This window comes from Cereibacter sediminicola (assembly GCF_007668225.1).
Taxonomy (GTDB): Bacteria; Pseudomonadota; Alphaproteobacteria; order Rhodobacterales; family Rhodobacteraceae; genus Cereibacter_A; species Cereibacter_A azotoformans.
Genome location: NZ_VDEK01000006.1, coordinates 142,423 through 163,549, shown reverse-complemented (window position 1 = coordinate 163,549; position 21,127 = coordinate 142,423). Strand labels below are relative to the sequence as shown.

Annotated in this window: 14 protein-coding genes and 1 riboswitch; of the genes, 11 read left to right on the top strand and 3 right to left on the bottom strand. The window is 69.7% G+C overall.

Annotation, left to right across the window (positions count from 1 at the left end):
• Positions 1–87 precede the first annotated feature (87 nt).
• Positions 88–1,296: a signal recognition particle-docking protein FtsY gene (gene ftsY / locus FG154_RS06800; RefSeq protein WP_145105759.1), complete on the bottom strand. Its 1,209-nt coding sequence runs from the start codon at positions 1,294–1,296 to the stop codon at positions 88–90.
• A gap of 176 nt (positions 1,297–1,472) precedes the next feature.
• On the opposite strand from ftsY, the gene FG154_RS06795 reads away from it, so the two are divergent.
• Positions 1,473–1,871, top strand: coding sequence for a hypothetical protein (locus FG154_RS06795; RefSeq protein ID WP_145105756.1), 399 nt, complete (start codon positions 1,473–1,475; stop codon positions 1,869–1,871).
• 12 nt (positions 1,872–1,883) lie between these two features.
• On the opposite strand, the gene xseA is transcribed toward FG154_RS06795, so the two are convergent.
• Entirely contained in the window at positions 1,884–3,443 is a 1,560-nt protein-coding gene (xseA, locus tag FG154_RS06790; RefSeq protein WP_145105753.1) for an exodeoxyribonuclease VII large subunit, read from the bottom strand.
• A gap of 104 nt (positions 3,444–3,547) precedes the next feature.
• On the opposite strand from xseA, the gene purD reads away from it, so the two are divergent.
• The 6 genes from purD (at position 3,548) to FG154_RS06760 (ending at position 12,695) form a co-directional block, all read left to right on the top strand.
• On the top strand, positions 3,548–4,810 hold the full coding sequence (gene purD, locus FG154_RS06785) for a phosphoribosylamine--glycine ligase (RefSeq protein ID WP_145105751.1): 1,263 nt from the start codon (positions 3,548–3,550) through the stop codon (positions 4,808–4,810).
• A 108-nt stretch (positions 4,811–4,918) separates the two neighbouring features.
• Positions 4,919–6,178 carry an aspartate kinase gene (locus tag FG154_RS06780; RefSeq protein ID WP_145105747.1) on the top strand — a complete coding sequence of 420 codons (1,260 nt, stop codon included), beginning with the start codon at positions 4,919–4,921 and terminating at the stop codon, positions 6,176–6,178.
• Positions 6,179–6,202: 24 nt separating this feature from the next.
• On the top strand, positions 6,203–8,446 hold the full coding sequence (ptsP, locus tag FG154_RS06775) for a phosphoenolpyruvate--protein phosphotransferase (protein ID WP_145105744.1): 2,244 nt from the start codon (positions 6,203–6,205) through the stop codon (positions 8,444–8,446).
• A gap of 57 nt (positions 8,447–8,503) precedes the next feature.
• Positions 8,504–8,581, top strand: a riboswitch (SAM riboswitch).
• A 50-nt stretch (positions 8,582–8,631) separates the two neighbouring features.
• Positions 8,632–9,813, top strand: a complete 1,182-nt coding sequence (gene metZ / locus FG154_RS06770; RefSeq protein ID WP_145105741.1) for an O-succinylhomoserine sulfhydrylase — start codon at positions 8,632–8,634, stop codon at positions 9,811–9,813.
• A gap of 91 nt (positions 9,814–9,904) precedes the next feature.
• Positions 9,905–10,984 (top strand): GTP cyclohydrolase FolE2, encoded by a 1,080-nt coding sequence (folE2, locus tag FG154_RS06765; RefSeq protein ID WP_145105738.1) that lies wholly within the window; start codon positions 9,905–9,907, stop codon positions 10,982–10,984.
• A 256-nt stretch (positions 10,985–11,240) separates the two neighbouring features.
• On the top strand, positions 11,241–12,695 hold the full coding sequence (locus tag FG154_RS06760) for a TrkH family potassium uptake protein (protein WP_145105735.1): 1,455 nt from the start codon (positions 11,241–11,243) through the stop codon (positions 12,693–12,695).
• Positions 12,696–12,710: 15 nt separating this feature from the next.
• Here the strand turns inward: FG154_RS06760 and FG154_RS06755 are convergent, their stop codons facing one another.
• A complete protein-coding gene (locus tag FG154_RS06755; protein WP_145105732.1) occupies positions 12,711–14,507 on the bottom strand; it encodes a serine protease in 1,797 nt (598 codons plus the stop codon).
• 124 nt (positions 14,508–14,631) lie between these two features.
• Here FG154_RS06755 and FG154_RS06750 point away from each other — a divergent pair, with 124 nt between their 5' ends.
• The 4 genes from FG154_RS06750 (at position 14,632) to FG154_RS06735 (ending at position 20,927) form a co-directional block, all read left to right on the top strand.
• The gene (locus tag FG154_RS06750; protein ID WP_145105729.1) at positions 14,632–15,555 is read left to right on the top strand and encodes a glycine--tRNA ligase subunit alpha; all 924 of its coding nucleotides are present in this window, start codon (positions 14,632–14,634) and stop codon (positions 15,553–15,555) included.
• Complete coding sequence (locus tag FG154_RS06745; protein ID WP_145105726.1) at positions 15,552–16,022, top strand: DUF6446 family protein; 471 nt, start codon at positions 15,552–15,554, stop codon at positions 16,020–16,022. The genes FG154_RS06750 and FG154_RS06745 overlap by 4 nt, the downstream gene beginning before the upstream one ends.
• The gene (glyS, locus tag FG154_RS06740) at positions 16,022–18,250 is read left to right on the top strand and encodes a glycine--tRNA ligase subunit beta (RefSeq protein WP_145105723.1); all 2,229 of its coding nucleotides are present in this window, start codon (positions 16,022–16,024) and stop codon (positions 18,248–18,250) included. The genes FG154_RS06745 and glyS overlap by 1 nt, the downstream gene beginning before the upstream one ends.
• A 118-nt stretch (positions 18,251–18,368) precedes the next feature.
• Complete coding sequence (locus tag FG154_RS06735; protein ID WP_145105720.1) at positions 18,369–20,927, top strand: putative PEP-binding protein; 2,559 nt, start codon at positions 18,369–18,371, stop codon at positions 20,925–20,927.
• Positions 20,928–21,127 lie beyond the last annotated feature (200 nt).

Genomic DNA, 21,127 nt, shown 5'->3' with positions numbered 1-21,127 from the left:
CCGGGGGGCTGTCTGCCCCCCGGACCCCCCGAGGATATTTTTCCGGAGTGAAAGGCGGGGGTCGCGTCCGGGGAGGGGCGCGGTCGGTCAGTCGTCGAGGCCCATCAGGGCGCGGGCGAACTCGTCGGGGTCGAAGGGGGCGAGATCGTCGATCTGCTCGCCCACGCCGATCGCATGGATCGGCAGGCCGAAGCGATCGGCCAGGGCCACGAGCACCCCGCCCTTGGCGGTGCCGTCGAGCTTGGTCATCACGAGGCCCGAGACATCGGCAAGCTTGCGGAAGATCTCGACCTGGCTCAGCGCGTTCTGCCCGGTGGTGGCGTCCAGCACGAGCAGCGTGTTGTGCGGCGCGTCTGGGTCCTTCTTGCGGATCACCCGCACGATCTTGGACAGCTCTTCCATGAGGTCCGTGCGGTTCTGAAGCCGGCCGGCCGTGTCGATCATCAGAAGATCGGCCCCCTCGGCCTGGGCCTTTGTCATGGCATCGAAGGCGAGCGAGGCCGGGTCCGAGCCCTCGGGCGCCGTCAGGACCGGCACGCCGGCGCGGCGGCCCCAGACCTGAAGCTGCTCGACGGCGGCGGCGCGGAACGTGTCTCCGGCCGCGATCACGACGGACTTTCCGGCGGCGCGGAACTGGGAGGCGAGCTTGCCGATCGTCGTGGTCTTGCCCGACCCGTTCACCCCCACCACCAGCACCACCTGCGGGCGCGAGGGATAGAGCGGCATCGGGCGGGCCACGGGTTCGAGGATGCGGGCGATCTCGGAGGCCAGCGCCTCCTTGATCTCGCGCGACGAGACGCGGCGGCCATAGCGGCCCTCGGCGATGTTGGCGGTGACGCGGAGCGCGGTCTCGACGCCCATGTCGGCCTGGATCAGCACCTCCTCGAGGCTCTCGAGCATGGCGTCGTCGAGGATCCGGCGCGGCTCTTCCGTCTGGCCGAACATGCGGCCGAAGAAGCCGGGGCGGCGTTCGGGTTCGGGTTCGCGGTCGCGCCCGCCGTCCTCGGGGGGCGGTTCGGGCGCACGGCGATCTCGATCGGGCAGGGGGGCGGGCGGCGGCGGTGCGGGGGCGCGCGCAGGCGCGGGCTCGGGCTCGGGGGCGACGGTGGCCGGAGGCTCGGCCGGGCGCGGTGCGGGCGCGACCGGCCGGTCGAGGATCAGGGGCGCCTCGTCCATCTCGGGTCCCGTTTCGGCGGGTTCGGTCGAGGCGCCCTCCTCGACCAGCGCGTCCAGCTCGTCCGACAGCCGGTCCGAGGAGCGGAACATCTTCTCGCGCATCTTCTTGAAGAACGACATGGGCTTCCGCCTCCCCTTCCTGCGGCATCTGACACCTAGTCGCTCAGGCGGCGCGAGGGAAGGGGGAAGGCCGCCGCAGCGTCGCCGGGCGTTGGCGCAGGCGTGACTGGCCAAGGGGGCGCGCCTCTGGCAGTCTGGCGCGGGCGATCCCGCCCGCCGAACTGCCGGAGGGACTCATGCACAGGATCATCCTTTGCGCCATGGCGCTGGCCCTCGCCGGGGCCGCGCAGGCGGGCGAGCCGATCAGCGCCGAGGAGTTCGAGGCCTATTCGGTCGGCAAGACCCTCTCTTACGCCGTGGGCGGGCAGATCTACGGGGCCGAGCAGTATCTGCCCGGCCGCCGCGTCGTCTGGGCCTTTCGCGGGCAGGAATGCGCCCGCGGGGAATGGTACGAGGACGCGGGCCAGATCTGCTTCGTGTACGAGCACGATTCCACGCCGCAATGCTGGACCTTTTACCGCGATGCCGCGGGCCTCAGGGCGCAGTTCGAGGGCGATCCGGCGGGAACGGAGCTGTCGGAGGTGGCCCAGACGCCGGCGCCGCTGGTCTGTGCGGGCCCCGACGTGGGCGTCTGAGGCGCGCGGAGCTCAGAGCAGGCTCCCCTGTGCGGGCGGTTCGGCCTTGCCCTTGCGGGGCTTGCGCGCGCCGAGCGTGAGACGGCCGTCCTGGAACTCGATCTCGAGGCTGGCCGCCCGCTCGGCGGCGGTTTTCGTGGTCACCACCTCGCCGTCCGCGCGCACCACCGCATAGCCGCGCCGGAGGGTCTCGCGGTAGCCCAGCGTCTGGCGCAGCCGGTCGAGCGCCTCGAGCCGATCGGCCAGCCGCCCGAGCCGCGCCTCGGGGGCGGCCTCCAGACGGGCGGCCAGTGCCGCGAGAGCCGCCGCATCGCGCCGGTTCGTGCGCTCGCTTTCGGCCACCAGACGCGCGAAGGCGGGGGCGAGGCGGCCCGAGAGGGCCTCGAACCGGTCCCGCGCACGCTCGCTGCGGCGGCCGAGGCAGGTCTCGAGGCCGCGGCCGCGGTCGGCGAGCCGGTCCTTCTGCCGCGCCACCAGATCGGCCAGCAACCGGGGCCGCAGATGGGCGCCCAGCGGCTCGAGCCGGGCGCGGCGGGCCGCGACGCTCTGCCCGAGCGCACCCGCAAGCCGCGCGGACCAGAGGTCGAACCGCTGGCTCGGGCCGGCAACGAGGCTGTCCAGCCGCGGCAGCGCGCGCGAGAGATCCCGCAGCCGCTGGTCGCGGCGCCGGATCGTCTCGGCCGCGCACCGCGAGAGCCGCGCGCCCTGTCCGTCGAGGCCGGCCAGAAGTTCAAGCCGCACGGGCACGGCCATCTCGGCCGCGGCGGTGGGCGTGGGGGCGCGGCGGTCGGCGGCGTGGTCGATCAGGGTGGTGTCGGTCTCGTGGCCCACGGCCGAGATCAGCGGGATCCGGCTCTCGGCGGCGGCGCGGACGACGATCTCTTCGTTGAAGCCCCACAGATCCTCGAGACTGCCGCCGCCGCGCGCCACGATCAGCAGGTCGGGGCGCGGGATCGGCCCGCCCTCGGGAAGGGCGTTGAAGCCGCGGATGGCGGCCGCCACTTCGGGGGCGCATTTCTCGCCCTGCACCGCCACCGGCCAGACCAGCACATGGCTCGGGAAGCGGTCGCGCAGCCGGTGCAGGATGTCGCGGATCACCGCGCCCGAGGGCGAGGTCACGACGCCGATTACCCGCGGCAGGAAGGGCAGCGGGCGCTTGCGGGCGGCGTCGAACAGCCCCTCGGCCGCGAGCGCCGCGCGGCGCTTTTCCAGCATCGCCATCAGCGCGCCGGCACCCGCGGGGGCCATGTCCTCGACGATGATCTGGTATTTCGACTGGCCGGGGAAGGTGGTCATGCGCCCCGTGGCCACGACCTCCATCCCTTCCTCGGGCCGGACCGAGAGCCGCCCCGCCTGACCTTTCCAGCAGATCGCCGCGATCACGGAGCGATCGTCCTTGAGGTCGAAATAGAGGTGCCCCGACGCGGGGCGCGACACGCGCCCGATCTCGCCGCGCACGCGGACAAGGCCGAACTCGCCCTCGATCACGCGCTTCACGGCGCCCGACAGCTCCGAGACGGTGTATTCCGGCGTGTTGCGGGCGGGGGCGGGGTCTTCGAAGAGATCGGACATGGGGTCTTTCTGCCCCAGCGGGGCAGGGCAGGCAAGCGGCCGTGCGATCCTTGTCCGGGGCGGCCGCAGGCAGTAGGAAGCGGCAGGTTGGACAAGGAGCGCGCATGAACATCCTCATTCTCGGCGGCGGCGGGCGCGAGCATGCGCTGGCCTGGGCGATCAAGCAGAACCCCAAGTGCGACCGGCTGATCGTGGCGCCGGGCAACGCCGGGATTGCACGGATCGCCGAATGTTCCGACCTCGATATCCTCGATGGCGCGGCCGTGGTCGCCTTCTGCGAGGCGAATTCGGTCGATTTCGTCGTGGTGGGGCCCGAGGCGCCGCTGGCCGCGGGTGTGGCCGATGCGACGCGGGCCGCGGGCATCCTGACCTTCGGCCCCTCGCAGGCCGCTGCCCGGCTCGAGGCGTCGAAGGGCTTCACCAAGGAGATCTGCGACGCCTGCGGCGCACCCACCGCCGCCTATGCGCGCTTCACCGAGGCGGAGGCGGCGCGGGCCCATGTGCGGGCCTCGGGCGCGCCGATCGTCGTCAAGGCCGATGGGCTGGCCGCGGGCAAGGGCGTGGTGGTGGCCATGACCGAGGCCGAGGCCGTCGCCGCCATCGACGACATGTTCGCAGGCAGTTTGGGCGCGGCGGGCGCCGAGGTGGTGATCGAGGAGTTCATGGCGGGCGAGGAGGCCAGCTTCTTCGTCCTCACTGACGGGCGCACCGTCCTGCCGATCGGCACCGCGCAGGACCACAAGCGCGCCTTCGACGGCGACGAGGGGCCGAACACCGGCGGCATGGGCGCCTATTCGCCCGCGCCGGTGCTCACGCCCGCGATCCAGTGGCAGGCGCTGGACGAGATCATCAAGCCCACCATCGCCGAGATGGCCCGCCGCGGCGCCCCCTACAGCGGCGTCCTCTACGCCGGGCTGATGATCGAGCAGGGCCGCGCGCGGCTGGTGGAATACAACGTCCGCTTCGGCGACCCGGAGTGCCAGGTGCTGATGCTGCGGCTGGGGGCGCAGGCGCTCGACCTGCTTCTGGCCTGCGCCGAGGGGCGGCTTGACGAGATGCGGGTCAACTGGGCCGAGGATCACGCGCTTACCGTGGTGCTCGCGGCGCGGGGCTATCCGGGCAGCTACGAAAAGGGCTCGGAAATCCGCGGCCTCGAGGCGCTGCCCGAGACGAGCCGTCAGGTGGTGTTTCATGCCGGCACGGCGGCGCGGGATGGCCGGATCACGGCGGTCGGAGGGCGGGTTCTGGCCGCCACCGCGCGCGGCGGCACGCTGGCCGAGGCGCGGGAGGCGGCCTATGCGATGGTTGATGCGATCGACTGGCCGGAGGGTTTCTGCCGCCGCGACATCGGTTGGCGCGCGCTCTGATCCGGCCGGGCCCCGGCGCGCGTCTCGCGACGCCGGAAGCCCTTGCCCTTCCGTCCGCCCCCGCATAAGAAGCGCCGGATTCCGGGGTCCGGCTGCGGGGGTTAGACCATGCCGCTTCTAGTCATGAAATTCGGCGGCACCTCTGTTGCCGATCTCGCGCGCATCAAGAATGCGGCCGAGAAGGTCAAGCGCGAGGTCGAGCGCGGTTACGACGTGATCGTGATCGTCTCGGCCATGTCGGGCAAGACCAACGAGCTGGTGGGCTGGGTCGAGCAGACCTCGCCGCTGTTCGACGCGCGCGAATATGATGCGGTCGTGTCTTCGGGCGAGAACGTGACCGCGGGCCTCATGGCGCTGACCCTGCAGGAGATGGACGTGCCCGCGCGCAGCTGGCAGGGCTGGCAGGTGCCGATCAAGACTACCTCGCAGCATTCGGCCGCCCGCTTCCTCGAGATCCCGCGCGAGAACCTCGACGCGAAATTCGCCGAAGGGTTCAAGGTTGCCGTGGTGGCGGGCTTCCAGGGCGTGAGCCCCGAGGGCCGGATCACCACGCTCGGCCGCGGCGGCTCGGACACGACGGCCGTGGCCTTCGCGGCGGCCTTCGCCGCGGAACGCTGCGACATCTATACGGACGTGGACGGGGTCTATACGACCGACCCGCGCATCGCGTCGAAGGCGCGCAAGCTGGAAAAGATCGCCTACGAAGAGATGCTCGAGCTGGCCTCGCTCGGGGCCAAGGTGCTCCAGACCCGCTCGGTCGAGCTGGCGATGCGCTACAAGGTGAAGCTGCGGGTGCTGTCCTCGTTCGAGGACACCGACGAGACCTCGGGAACCCTGGTCTGCGACGAGGAGGATATCATGGAATCGAAAGTCGTCTCTGGCGTCGCCTATTCGCGCGACGAAGCGAAAATGACCCTCGTCACCGTCGAGGACCGCCCCGGCGTCGCCGCGGCGATCTTCGGCCCGCTGGCCGAGGCCGGGGTGAACGTGGACATGATCGTCCAGAACATCTCGGAAAAGGACTACGGCAGCCATCCGGGCTCGGTCACGGACATGACCTTCTCCTGCCCGATCAACCAGGTGGCCCGCGCGCGCAAGGCGCTCGAGGACGCCAAGGCCGCGGGCAGCATCGTCTATGACGAGCTGGTGGTCGATACCGAGGTGGCCAAGGTCTCGGTCGTGGGCATCGGGATGCGCAGCCATGCGGGCGTGGCCTCGACCATGTTCCAGGCGCTCGCCGCCGACGGTGTGAACATCAAGGTCATCGCAACCTCCGAGATCAAGATTTCGGTGCTGATCGACCGGAAATATATGGAACTCGCGGTGCAGGCACTCCATGATGCCTTCGCATTGGAGACGGCCAACTGAGGCCGGCATTGGCGCCGGGGGGTCATGCCTGAACGCAGCGAAAGCGAAAGCCGCAAGCTTCTCAGGCGGTTGCGTGACAGTCTGGCCCTGTCCGCCAAGGGGCAGGACCGGCTTGACCGCATCACGTCCCTGATTGCGGACTCGATGCAGACCGAGGTCTGCTCGATCTACCTCTTCCGTGACCCCGAGACGCTCGAACTCTGCGCCTCGCAGGGTCTGAAGCCCGAGGCGGTTCACAAGACGCGCCTGAAGCTGGGCGAGGGGCTCGTCGGGCGGGTGGCGCGGACGGCGGCGCCCATCAACACCGGCAACGCGCCCTCCGAGCGGGGTTTCCGCTTCATGCCCGAGACGGGCGAGGAGATCTATTCCGCCTTCCTCGGCGTCCCGATCCAGCGCGTTGGCGAAAAGCTGGGCGTGCTGGTGGTGCAGTCACGCGAGGCGCGGCTTTACACCGACGACGAGGTCTATGCCCTTGAGGTGGTGGCCATGGTGCTGGCCGAGATGGCGGAACTGGGGGTGTTCATCGGCGAGGGCGAGGCGCTTTCGGCCAAGCACATCCGTCCCGTGCTGGTGCGCGGATCGACCGGGCAGGAGGGCGCGGCCGAGGGCCATGTCTGGCTGCACGAGGCGCGCGTGGTGGTGACGAACCCGGTGGCCGACGATCCCGCCCACGAGATCGAGCGCATCCGGGCGGCGGTGGCGCAGCTGCGCGTCTCGGTGGACGATCTGCTCTCGGCCTCGGTGCTCGACAAGGACCAGCGGCAGGTGCTCGAGGCCTACCGCCTCTTTGCCCATTCCCGCGGCTGGCTGCGGCGGATGGAAGAGGACATCATGGCCGGCCTCTCGGCCGAGGCCGCGGTGCAGAAGGAGCAATCCGCCGCCCGCGCCCGGCTGGAACAGGTGCCCGACGCCTATCTGCGCGACCGGCTGCACGATCTGGATGACCTGTCGCACCGGCTGCTGCGCATCCTGACCGGGCAGGGGCGCGACACGGGCGCCGAGATGCCCGAGAATCCGGTGCTCGTCGCGCGCAACATCGGCCCGGCCGAGCTGCTGGAATACGGCCGGCAACTCCGGGGCATCGTGCTCGAGGAAGGGTCCGTCGGCTCGCACGCCGCGATCGTGGCGCGGGCGCTGGCGATCCCGCTGGTGATCCACGCCGACCGGATCACGACCGAGGCCCTGAACGGGGATCACATCATGGTGGACGGCGACAACGGCCTCGTCCATCTGCGTCCCGAGGTTGCGGTCGCGGCGGCCTTCCGGGACAAGATGGCGATGCAGGCCAAGGCGCAGGAGCGGTATGCCTCGCTGCGCAACCTCCCGGCGCAGTCGAAATGCGGCACCGTCACGGGGCTGATGATGAACGCGGGCCTGATGGCCGACCTGCCCAGCCTGGACAGTTCGGGCGCGGAGGGCGTGGGCCTCTTCCGCACCGAGTTGCAGTTCCTGATCCGCAACCAGATGCCCAAGCGCGACGAGCTGGCCCGGCTTTACGCCCGTGTCATGGATGCCGCGCGCGGGCACCGGGTGGTGTTCCGCACGCTCGACATCGGCTCGGACAAGGTGCTGCCCTATCTCAAGCCGCAGGATGAGCCCAACCCCGCGATGGGCTGGCGCGCGATCCGGGTGGGGCTCGACAAGCCGGGCGTGCTCAGGATGCAGCTTCAGGCGCTGATCCGGGCCTCGGCCGGGCGCGACCTCTGCATCATGTTCCCCTTCGTGTCGGAGCATCACGAGTTCATGATGGCGCGCAGCCACCTGCTGCGCGAGCTGCACCGCGAGCGGAGCCTCGGCCATCCGGTGCCGGTCAACATCTCGGTCGGCACGATGCTGGAGACGCCGAGCCTGGCCTACGCGCCCCGCGCCTTCTTCGAGACGACGGACTTCATCTCGATCGGCGGCAACGACCTGCGGCAGTTCTTCTTCGCCGCCGACCGCGAGAACGAGCGGGTGCGCCGGCGCTACGACGTTCTCAACGTGAGCTTCCTGAGCTTCATCGAGCATATCGTGAACCGCTGCGCCGATGCGGGAACCCCGCTCTCGTTCTGCGGCGAGGATGCGGGGCGCCCCGTCGAGGCGCTGTGCTTTGCCGCGATGGGCATCCGCACGCTCTCGATGCGCCCGGCCTCGATCGGCCCGGTCAAGGCGCTCTTGCGCCGGGTGGACCTGATCGAGGCGCGCAAGGTGATCGAGATGTCCCGCGCCTCGGGGGCCGAGACGGTGCGCCCGGCGGTTCTGGAATGGCTGGCGACGCAGGTCGACTGAGCCTGCCGCCCGCCCCGCACATCCGGTCGATTGACCTTGCCCTGCGACAGGCGTAAGGCCGTGCCTCGTGGTGCTTTGTTGCCGGATTGCGGGCCACGTTAAAGAAGCCGCTAAAGAGGCGAGGGCGCACAGCCCCCGTGCTCTCCGGCATGGGGGCTTTTTGGTATCGCGAAGGACGATCGGCCATGACGAAGGACTGGAAGACACGGACGCAGCTCGTCCACGGGGGCAGCCGGCGGAGCCAGTATGGCGAGATGGCCGAGGCGATCTTTCTCACGCAGGGCTTCGTCTATGACACGGCCGGGCAGGCCGAGGCCCGCTTCGTCGAGACCGGCGAGGACGAGTTCATCTACGCCCGCTACGGCAACCCCACCACCCGCATGTTCGAAGAGCGCATCGCGGCTGTCGAGGGCACCGAGGATGCCTTTGCCACCGCCTCGGGGATGGCGGCGATCCACGGCGTCCTGACCTCGATCGTGCGGGCGGGCGATCATCTGGTGGCGGCGCGCGCGCTCTTCGGCTCGTGCATCTACATCCTCGAGGAAGTGCTGGGCCGGTTCGGCGTCGAGGTGACCTTCGTCGATGGCACCGACCTTGACCAGTGGCGCGCGGCGGTTCGGCCGGGCACCAAGGCCGTGTTCTTCGAGTCGGTCTCGAACCCGACGCTCGAGGTGGCCGATATCGGCGCCATCGCCGCGATCGCCCATGCGGTGGGCGCGCTGGTGATCGTGGACAATGTCTTCACCACCCCCGTCTTCTCGACCGCCGTCCGGCAGGGTGCGGATGTGGTGATCTATTCGGCCACCAAGCATATCGACGGGCAGGGGCGCGCGCTCGGCGGCGTGGTCTGCGCCTCGCAGCAGTTCATCCGCAAGGTGCTCGAGCCGTTCATGAAACACACGGGCGGCTCGATGAGCCCCTTCAACGCCTGGCTGATGCTGAACGGCATGGCGACGCTGGATCTGCGCTGCCGGGCGATGGCCGACAGCGCCGAGAAGATCGCCCGGGCGCTCGAGGGCGATGCGCGGCTCGTGCGCGTGATCCATCCCTCGCTGAAGAGCCACCCGCAGCATGAGATGGCGCAGGCGCAGATGGACCGCCCCGGCACGATGATCGCGCTCGATCTGGCCGCGGGCAAGGAGGCGGCCTTCCGCTTCCTCGATGCGCTGAAGATCATCAAGATCTCGAACAACCTCGGCGACGCGCGCTCGATCGCGACCCATCCCGCTACCACCACCCACCAGCGGCTGTCGGACGCGCAGAAGGCCCATCTCGGCATCACGCCGGGCCTCGTGCGGCTGTCGGTGGGGCTCGAGGATGCGGACGATCTGATTGCCGACCTGAAACAGGCGCTCGACGTGATCTGAACCTTCGCCTGACCCGTATCGGATCGACTGTTGGGGAAAGGGGCGGCACCCTCTATATAGGGTCCGACCCGCTGTGATGAGGGGAAGCGAGATGAACATCCTGACGCCCGTGGCCGATCGCCTGCCAAGCCGCGAGGAGGCCGAGGAGGCTCTGGCCGTCCTCCGCCGCTGGGCGAAGCACACGCCGGTCTCCGACGTGGCCGGTCTTGCGCCCGACGTGCCGGCCCTGGTCTATCCCGATCTCAGCCGCTCCTACCCGCGCAACTTCACCGTGGACGAGGCCTACAAGGCCTCGCTGCCCGACCTGCAGAACGGTCCCGCCAGCCTGATCGTCGGCGCGAAGGCGGTGATCCAGCACGTCGGCATCTCGAACTTCCGCCTGCCGATCCGCTACCACACGCGCGACAACGGCGACCTGACGCTCGAGACCTCGGTCACCGGCACGGTGAGCCTCGAGGCCGAGAAGAAGGGCATCAACATGAGCCGCATCATGCGGTCCTTCTATGCCCACGCCGAGCAGGGCTTCAGCTTCGAGGTGATCGAGCGCGCGCTGGAAGACTACAAGCGCGACCTCGAGAGCTTTGACGCCCGCATCCAGATGCGCTTTTCCTTCCCGGTGAAGGTGCCGTCGCTGCGCTCGGGGCTCGTGGGCTGGCAGTATTACGACATCGCGCTGGAACTGGTGGACCGGGGCGGGGTGCGCAAGAAGATCATGCATCTCGACTTCGTCTATTCCTCGACCTGCCCCTGTTCGCTGGAGCTGAGCGAGCACGCGCGTCGCGAGCGGGGCCAACTCGCCACGCCGCATTCGCAGCGGTCGGTGGCGCGGATCTCGGTCGAGGTGCGGCCCGGCAAGTGCCTCTGGTTCGAGGATCTGATCGAACTGGCCCGGTCCGCGGTGCCGACCGAGACGCAGGTCATGGTCAAGCGCGAGGACGAGCAGGCCTTCGCCGAGCTGAACGCCGCCAACCCGATCTTCGTCGAGGATGCGGCGCGCAGCTTCTGCCAGGCGCTGCAGGCCGATCCGCGCGTCGGCGACTTCCGCGTGGTGGCGAGCCATCAGGAATCGCTGCATTCCCATGATGCGGTGTCGGTGCTGACGGAGGGGCCGACCTTCGCGGCCGAAAGCCTCGACCCGAGGCTCTTCGCCAGCCTCTATCACGCCGGCTGACCCGTCGGGCGGGCTGAAGGGCCCCGCCGCCCGCCTCCGGGGCAGGCCCCCGCTGGACTCGGGTGGGCCAGATCGGCTACGGCTTCGGCAGCGAGAGGGGGCCCCGATGGCACCTTCGCCGATTTGCCGGGGCTTGCCATATGGTTCCTCACCGCCGCCTTGCCGATGACCGGGCCGCTCCGCCCGTGCCAGGGCGGCGGCCGGCGCGTGTGAGGCAGGTTTGACAGCCCCGTCACCCACCCGACAAGCCTCTGGCATGATCGACCCTCGCCCCGTCGGATACATCCTTGGTCTGCTCGTGGCCACGCTGGGCGCGCTGATGCTGCTGCCGATGGCGCTCGATCTGGCCACCGGCAACCCGCACTGGATGAGCTTTGTCGAAAGCGCCACCATCTCGGCGCTTGCGGGCGCGCTGCTGGCGCTGGCCTGCGCCAACGGGCGGGGGCAGGGGATGGGCCTCTCGCTCCAGCAGAGCTTCCTGCTCACGACCGGCGCCTGGGTGGTGATGCCCTTCTTCGGGGCCCTTCCGTTCATGCTGGGCCAGCCCGACGTGGGCGTGACGGACGCCATGTTCGAGGCCATGTCGGGCTTCACCACCACGGGCACCACCGTCTTCGTCGGGCTGGACCGGCTGCCGCTCGGCACGAACCTCTGGCGGGGGATGCTGCAATGGCTGGGCGGTCTGGGGATCGTCATCGTCGCCATGATCTTCCTGCCGGTGATGAAGGTCGGCGGGATGCAGTTCTTCCGCTCGGAAGGGTTCGACACGCTGGGCAAGATCCTGCCGCGCGCGCTCGACATCTCGAAGGCGCTGATCCAGATCTACCTCGTGCTGACGATGGCCTGCGTGCTGACCTATCTCGCGCTCGGCATTCCGCTCTTCGAGGCGGTCGTCCATGCGCTCACCACGGTTTCAACGGGCGGTTTTTCCAGCTCGGACAGGTCCTTCGGCCTGTTTCAGGGGCCGGCCGAATATGCCTGCGCCGTCTTCATGCTGCTCGCCTCGCTGCCCTTCGTGCGGTTCGTCCAGCTGGCGCAGGGCGAGGTTCTGCCGCTCTGGCGCGATCCTCAGGTGCGGGCCTACCTGCGCTGGAACCTCTATGCGATCGCGCTGATCCTGATCTACGAGATCGTAAGCCGCGGAGCGCCGATGCTGCCCACGCTGCGCGAGACCACCTTCAACGTCGTCTCGACCTTTTCCGGCACCGGCTTCTCGAGCGTGGACCTCAGCCTCTGGGGCACCTTTCCCTTCGTGATGCTGATCGTGGTCGGGCTGATCGGGGGATGCACCTCCTCGACCGGCTGCTCGGTCAAGGTCTTCCGCTACCTGATCCTGCTCGAGGCCATCAAGGTCCAGATCCGCCGCCTCCAGAGCCCGAGCGCGGTCATCTTCGTCGATTACGAGGGCCGCCGCGTGGGCGAGGACGTGATCAACGCGGTGATCCTGTTCTTCACCATGTTCATCCTGAGCTTTGGCGTGCTGTCGGTGCTGCTGTCGCTGACGGGGCTTCAGACCAAGACCGCGATCACCGCCGCCTGGACGGCCATCGCCAATGTCGGCCCCGTCTTCGGCCCGGAGGTCAGCGCCACCGGCGCGGTGGACCGTTTCCCGGATTCGGCGAAATGGATGATGATCCTCGGGATGCTGGTGGGCCGGCTGGAGCTTCTGTCGGTCTATGTGCTCTTCATGCGCCGGTTCTGGCGCGGCTGAGCCGTCTCCTGCCGGTCAGTCCCAGCAGGAGACGAGCGCCGTCATTCCGTCGCCCAGACGGGCCAGATCCTCGGGCGCAAGCGCGCCGCCGCCGTCGGACATGCGGGGCAGGACGCCCGCCTCGGCAAGCCGGGCCGTCAGCGCCTCGGGCGCGAGGGCAAAGGAGACCTCGGCCGGCAGCTGCCGGTCGCCCTGCGGCCGCGACACCAGCATGCCCAGCACCGCGCCCGAGCCGTCGAGCACCGGCCCGCCCGCATCGCCCGGCCGCGCCTCAAGGCTCAGCCGGCGCAGGTTCGGCTCGCCCTCCAGCCCCGTCAGCCCGTCCAGCGTGCCGAAGGTCAGGGTGGGGGCGGGCAGCACGTCCTCGTAGGGATAGCCCGCCACGGCCACCGGCGAGCCGAGCCGCGCCTCGCTGCCGCGGAAACTGGCGGTGACGCGCGGGGCCATCGCGCGTTCCGGCTTCAGCACCGCGATCCCGAGGGCGGGGTCGGCCAGCACCACCCGCGCCTCGTGGTCGCGGTCGATCGTCACCCGCCCGCACTCCGCCACCGCCTCGGCCGAGGTCAGGACCGTGCCCCTGGCATCCACGAAGATCCCCGAGCGCGACTGGCGCGGCTTGCGCACCTCGAGCCCGGCCAGCATCCCGCGCCGCTGTTCCTCGCTCAGCTCCACCATGCCCGGATCGAGCGCACGGTCGCCGAAGGGGCGGAAGCTCGACCGCATCGCCGTCAGCACCCGCGCCATGCGCTCGTCCTCGTCGGGCCGCCAGACCAGCATGAAGCCCTTGATCAGCCCGCCGCGCAGTTCGGCGTGGGTGTAGCTGGCCACCCTGTCCGACCGCCCCTCGATGGTGAAGGAGCTGGCGCTGCGTTCGCGGTTGCCCTCCGGCGGAACCACCTCGAGCGTCTGGAGGATGTCGTAAAGCCCGAAGAGCGTGCCCTGATCGCCCGGCTCGGAGATGAGCATCACCTGCACGCCCGAGTCCTCGAGCGGGGCATAATGGACGAAGGGCGGGTCGTAGCGGTCGAACCGGACAAGGGAGGTGGGCAGGATCATGCGGATGCCCGCCGCTTCCTCGGTCACCGTCTCAAGCCCCAGTTCCGCCTGCGCGCGATCGTAGCTGTCCAGCAGGGCCGCCCGCTGGCGCGCGGTCAGAACGCCCGTCGCCTCAAGGCCCTGGGCTCCCTGGTAGGCCGCCATCGAGGCCCGCGTGCCCGAGCCGAAGGCGCCGTCGATCGCGGCCGTGTAGAAGCCGAACCATTGCAGCGCGGCCTGCAGCTCCTGCCGCTCGGCAAGCGACAGCCGCGCCTCGGATTGCCGCGCCTCGGCGGGCGTCTCGTCGGGGATCGTCGGCGCCGCCTCGGGCGGGGCCACGCGCACCGCCCCGGCGGCGTCCGCTTCCGGGGCGGGCTCGGCGGGGTCCTCCTCGGGGACGGGCTCGGGGCCGGGCACCGCCAGCGCCTCGATCTCGGGGCGCACCTGCCCCGGCGCCGCAAAGGCTTCGCGGAAGTTGCGCCCGTCGGCGATGAAGCTGTCGGGCGGGATCATGCCCGCGTCGCGCAGATCCTGCAGCCGCAGCCGCGCCACCTCGGGGCCGTAGGGGCCGAGCACGATCCCGTACCAGCCCGAGGCGAGCCGGTAGCCCGACACGTCGGGGAACAGCTCGGCATAGGCGCGGGCGCGGGCATCCGCCTCGGCCTCGGTGGGGCGGGCCTCGATCTGCACCCAGACCTGCGCCTGTTCCTGTGCCTCGAGGGGCGCGGCCGCCGGAAAGACTGCCAGCCACAGAAGGAAGATCGCCTGTCTCATCATCCGCCGTCTCGCCTCGCGCGGGCCGCGGCGGCAGGCCCGTCATTTCCGGTCCGCGCGGCCGCCGCCGATTGACCCTCGCCTGCCTCTTGCCTATGGAGAGGGCGCTTTGCAAGAGGGCCAGCGCATGACCGGCAAACCCGTTCCTCCCCGCAGCTTTCAGGAGATCATCCTGCGCCTGATGACCTATTGGGGCGGCAAGGGATGCGCGGTACTGCAACCCTACGACATGGAGGTGGGGGCGGGCACCTTCCACCCCGCCACCACGCTGCGCTCGCTGGGCGCGCGCCCCTGGGCCGCGGCCTACGTCCAGCCCTCGCGCCGCCCGACCGACGGGCGCTATGGCGAGAACCCCAACCGCCTCCAGCACTATTACCAGTATCAGGTGCTGATCAAACCCTCGCCGCCGGACCTGCAGCGGCTCTATCTCGGCTCGCTCGAGGCGATCGGGATCGACATGGATCTGCACGACATCCGCTTCGTCGAGGACGACTGGGAAAGCCCGACCCTCGGCGCCTGGGGTCTCGGCTGGGAGGTCTGGTGCGACGGGATGGAAGTCAGCCAGTTCACCTACTTCCAGCAGGTCGGTGGCCATGACTGCAAGCCCGTCTCGGGCGAACTGACCTACGGGCTCGAACGGCTGGCGATGTATGTCCTTGGCGTCGATCACGTCATGGACATGCCCTTCAACGATCCCGACAGCCCCACGCCGCTCACCTACGGCGACGTGTTCCGCCAGACCGAGCAGGAATATTCGCGCTGGAACTTCGACCAGGCCGACACTGACATGCTCTTGCAGCATTTCAGGGACGCCGAGGCCGAATGCGAGCGCATCCTGTCGGCGCCCGAGACCGACAAGGCGGGGCGCCGCATCGTCATGGCCCATCCGGCTTACGACCAGTGCATCAAGGCCTCCCACCTCTTCAACCTGCTCGACGCGCGCGGCGTGATCTCGGTGACCGAGCGGCAGGCCTACATCGGCCGCGTCCGGGCGCTGGCGAAGAAATGCGCCGATGCCTTCGTGACCACCGAAGCGGGGGCGGCTGCGTGAATGGCAAGCTCCTCGCCGGTGGCATCGTGCTGATCGCCCTGATCGCCGGGGCGGCGGTCTGGTGGACGCAACTCCATGCCTATTACGAGGAGGTCTCCTTTGACCGCGGCAACGAGATCCGCCTGACGCCGCTCCTTGGCGAAGTGCCCGAGGTGATCGTGGCGGACGGGGTGAAGGGGATCGACGCCGACTCCTCTCCGCTGCGCTTTCGCGCCTGCTTCACCACCCCGCTCAGCCAGGCGATGCTGACCGAAACCTACCGTGTCTATCCGACCCCCACGCCGCTCACCGCGCCGCCCTGGTTCGACTGTTTCGACGCGCCGAGGATCGACGAGGCGCTCCGCCGCGGCGAGGCCATCGCCTTCCTGTCCGAACATGACATCGCCCCCGGGGTGGATCGCGTCGTTGCGGTCTTTCCCGATGGCCACGCCTATGCGTGGCACCAGCTGAACGCCGAGGAACAGTAATGCCCGACCTGCTGATCGAACTCTTCTCGGAGGAAATCCCCGCCCGGATGCAGGCCCGCGCGCGCGAGGATCTGAAGAAGCTCGTGACCGACGGTCTGGTCGAGGCGGGCCTGACCTACGCCTCGGCGGGCGCCTTCTCGACCCCGCGGCGGCTGGTGCTGTCGGTCGAGGGGCTCTCGGCCGAAAGCCCCACGCTCCGCGAGGAGCGCAAGGGCCCCAAGGCCGATGCGCCCGCCGCCGCCATCGAGGGCTTCCTGCGTTCGACCGGCCTCACGCGCGACCAGCTCGAGATCCGGGAGGACAAGAAGGGCGCCGTCCTCTTCGCCGTGGTGGAAAAGCCCGGCCGCCGCGCGCCCGAGATCGTGGCCGAGGTGCTGGAGCGCACGATCCGCACCTTCCCCTGGCCCAAGTCGATGCGCTGGGGCACGGGCTCCTTGCGCTGGGTGCGGCCTCTCCATTCGATCCTCTGCCTGCTCTCGGATGAAGCCGGGTCGCAGGTCGTGCCGGTCACGGTCGATCAGGTGACAGCTGTCAACACCACCGAGGGTCACCGCTTCATGGCGCCCGGTCGCTTCGCCGTGACGGGCTTCGACGACTACCGCGCCAAGCTGCAGCGCGCCTTCGTGATGCTGGATGCGGTTGAGCGCGAACAGGCGATCTGGCACGAGGCCACCACCCAGGCCTTCGCGCAGGGCCTCGAGGTCGTGCCCGACGCGGGGCTTCTGACCGAGGTCGCGGGCCTCGTCGAATGGCCCGTGGTCCTGATGGGGCCGATCGGCGAAGAGTTCCTCGGCCTGCCGCCCGAGGTGCTGCAGACCTCGATGCGCGAACATCAGAAGTTCTTCTCGGTCAGGAACCCCGCCACCGGCCGGATCGAGAAATTCGTGACCGTCGCCAACCGCGAGACCGCCGACCACGGTGAAACGATCCTGAAGGGCAACGCCAAGGTGCTGTCCGCGCGCCTCTCCGACGCGCGCTTCTTCTGGGAGAACGACCTGCGCACGGTTCAGACGGTGGGCCTCGAAGGCATGGCCGCGGGCCTCGCCCATGTCACCTTCCACAACAAGCTCGGGAGCCAGGCCGACCGCATCGCCCGCATCGAAGCGCTCGCGCGCGAGATCGCGCCCCTCGTCGGCGCCTCTCCCGACCTCGCCGCCGAGGCCGCGCGCGTGGCCAAGGCCGACCTGCAATCCGCGATGGTGGGCGAGTTCCCCGAGCTTCAGGGCACGATGGGCAGCTACTACGCCCGCGCCGCCGGCCTCCCCGAGGCCGTCGCGCTCGCCTGCAAGGCCCACTACCAGCCGCTCGGCCCCTCCGACGAGGTGCCCACCGACCCCGTCTCCGTCGCCGTGGCGCTGGCCGACAAGATCGACACGCTCACGGGCTTCTGGGCCATCGACGAGAAGCCCACCGGCAGCAAGGACCCGTTTGCCCTGCGCAGGGCGGCGCTGGGTGCAATCCGCTTAATCAACGCAAACGAAGCTAGGGTGCCTTTGGCGCAGGTTTTGATCAAGCATTCGGTTCGGGTCTTCCTCGACCTTTACTACGCTGGCCATGCCGCCGCTGTGACGAAGCTCGATGCAGATTTGCCTGACGACATTCGCCAGGAAGCGCAAACGCGCATGGAAGGGCGCCTCAAGGCGCTAACGGCAGACGAGCCGGCAGATGTGCTCTTCTTCTTCCCAAATATTGAGAAGGGGAATGCCGACCTCCTCACCTTCTTCCACGACCGCCTCAAGGTCCACCTGCGCGAGCAGGGGATCCGGCACGACGTGATCGACGCCTGCCTCGCCATGCCCGGCAACGACGACCTGACCCTCCTCGTGAAACGCGCCGAGGCCCTCTCGGCATTCCTCAAGAGTGACGACGGCACCAACCTCCTGCAGGGCTTCAAGCGCGCGAACAACATCCTCGCGCAGGCCGAGGCGAAGGACGGCGTCGAATACTCCTTCGGCGCCGATCCGAAATTCGCCGAGACGGACGAGGAGCGCGCCCTCTTCGCCGCCCTCGCACAGGCCGAGGCCGCCATCGCCCCCGCCATGCAGGCCGAGGACTTCGCCGCCGCCATGGCCGCCATGGCCGCCCTCCGCGCGCCGATCGACGCCTTCTTCGACACGGTGCAGGTCAATTCCGAAAACCCGGTCCTGCGGCGCAACCGCCTCAACATGCTCCATTCCATCCGTGCCACCTGCGCGCGCGTGGCCGATCTCACCCGGATCGAGGGCTGAGCCTTTCATTCTCGCCCAAATATCCCACGGGGGTGCGGGGGTGTGAAACCCCCGCTTCCCACCTCTCCGCTTGCTTGCCCGGTCCGGTTGCGTATCCTGCCCTGAAGGGAGCGCCGCAGTGCAGAAAATCGAGCCTATCGCCGACTTCGACCGCATCACGCCCACCGCGGCGATCAGCCTGGGCAAGCACGGCTTCAGGGCCAAGTGCCTGCAGCGCCTGGTGCGACTCGATCTGCCGGTGCCCATCACCGTGGCCCTGCCCGCACCCACCGTCCGCGCCATCGCCGCGGGCCATCCGGTCGATTGCGCCGCGATCCTCGCGGATTTCGGCCCCACGCCCCTCGTCTCCGTCCGGCCCAGCCCGGAAAACTCCGACTGGGGCGGGCCGGCCACCGTGCTCAACATCGGGATGAACGCGGCCCGCCACGCCGCGCTGGCCCGCATCCACGGCGAAGAGGCCGCCGACGCGATCTATCTCGGCTTCATCCAGAGCTACGCCATCCATGTCGCGCGCCTCGACCCCGAGACCTTCGACACCGACGGCACCTCGTCCGAGGCTCTGCGCGCGGCGCTGCACGCCTGGCAGGAGGAGATGGACGAGCCCTTCCCGCAGGATCCGGCGCGGCAGCTCTCCGAGGTGCTGCGCTCGATGGCCCGCGCCTGGGAGGGCACGACGGCGCGGCTGCTGCGCCAGGCCAAGGGCGCGCCCGCCGAGGCGCGGCTTGGCCTCGTGGTGCAGGAGATGGCGCAGGATCTGGGGCAGGGGATCTCGGGCTCGGGCGTGATCCAGTTCGTCGATCCCGCCACCGGCGCCCCGCAGGTGACGGGGCGCTTCTTCAACCGCTCGCGCGCCTGGCATGGCAAGGCCGAGACGCTCTATCTCACCCGCGACCCGCGCGGACCCTCGCTGGAAGAGCGCGCGCCCGAGATCTTTGCCGCGCTCTGCCGGCACGGCTCGGTCTGCCGCGCCCGGCTGCGCGAGGAGATGCAGATCGAGTTCACCATCGAGGACAGTCGCCTGGCCGTGCTCGACGCGGTGAAGGTGCAGAGATCCTCGCGGGCCGGGCTGAGGATCGCGGTTGCGCTGGCCGAGGACCAGATCATCACCCGCGCCGAGGCGCTGCTCAGGGTCGAGCCGCGCGCGCTGTCCGAGCTGCTCCACCCCCAGGTCGATCCGCGAGGGCGGCGCGACCGCTTTGCCCGCGGCATCGCGGCCAGCCCCGGCGCCGCGGTGGGGCGGATCGTCTTTTCCTCGCAGGCCGCGCAGGCCTCGGCCGCGCGCGGCGAGCCCTGCATCCTCGTGCGGCGCGAGACCTCGCCCGAGGACATCCGCGGCATGAACTGCGCCGCGGGCGTCCTGACCGAGCGCGGCGGCGTCACCAGCCACGCCGCGGTGATCGCGCGGGGCCTGGGTCTGCCCTGCGTGGTGGGCGCCTCCGAGATCCGGCTCGATGCGCGCGAGCGCCGCCTCGTGGCTCCCGACGGGCGCATCTTCCGCGAGGGCGACCTCATCACTGTGGACGGCACCGCGGGCGAGGCGCTGGCGGGCGAGGCCGCCATGCTCGCGCCCGCGCTCGACAGCTGCTTCCGCAAGCTCCTGTCCTGGGCCGACGAGATGCGCGACATCGGCGTGCGGGCCAACGCCGACACCCCGGCCGATGCGCTGGTGGCGCGCCAGTTCGAGGCGCAGGGCATCGGCCTTTGCCGCACTGAGCACATGTTCTTCACCGACGACCGGCTCGTGGTGATGCGCGAGATGATCTTTGCCGACAGCGCGACCGACCGCGCGGCGGCGCTGGCCCGCCTCCTGCCGATGCAGCGGGCGGATTTCGTGCAGCTGTTCGAGATCATGCAGGGCCATCCGGTCTGCATCCGCCTGCTCGACCCGCCGCTGCACGAGTTCCTGCCCCATTCGCGTGAGGGGATGCTGGAGCTGGCCGAGGCGCTCGACCGGCCGCTTTCGGAAGTGACGCGGCGTGTCGAGGCGATGGCCGAGTTCAATCCGATGCTGGGGATGCGGGGCGTGCGCCTCGGCGTGGCCATCCCCGAGATCTACGACATGCAGGCGCAGGCGATCTTCGAGGCGACGCTCGAGGTGGCGGGCCGCGGCGATCCGGTGGTGCCCGAGATCATGATCCCGCTCGTCTCGGCCCGCCGCGAGGTCGAGCTGGTCAAGACCCGGATCGACGCGGTGGCGGCGGCCGTTCACACGAAATACGGGCGCGACTTTGCCTACCGGCTGGGCGTGATGGTCGAGACGCCGCGGGCGGCGCTGCGCGCCGGCGAGATCGCGCAGCACGCCTCGTTCCTTTCCTTCGGCACCAACGACCTGACGCAGATGACCTATGGCCTCTCGCGCGACGATGCCGGCCGATTCATGAGCACCTATGTCCAGAGCGGGGTCTTCCCCGAGGATCCGTTCCACATCCTCGACGTGGACGGGGTGGGGGAGTTGTTGCTGATCGGGGCCGAGCGCGGGCGCCGGACGAGGCCGGATCTGGTGGTCTCGATCTGCGGCGAGCATGGGGGCGACCCCGAATCGATCGAGTTCTGCCGCCGTGCGGGCTTTGACTATGTCTCCTGCTCGCCCTACCGGGTGCCGCTGGCTCGGCTCGCCGCCGCTCATCTGGCCATTCGCGAGCGGATGGAGTCAAACGCCGAACGATCAATGCGTTAGGCCGGGAATCCGTCAAAGTTGTCACAGTGGCATGTCTGCAACATGGGCGGGATCTCGCCCATTTGACGCTTTGATTGGCGTTGCAAAAATGTCACGCGGCTGGACTCGCAGGGCATTTTCCGGCAGCCACGGCGCGGTTCCGCGCGGGACGGGTCTGGGCCACCGGCTTCTCGTGCGACGCAGCAACGACCGGGAACAGA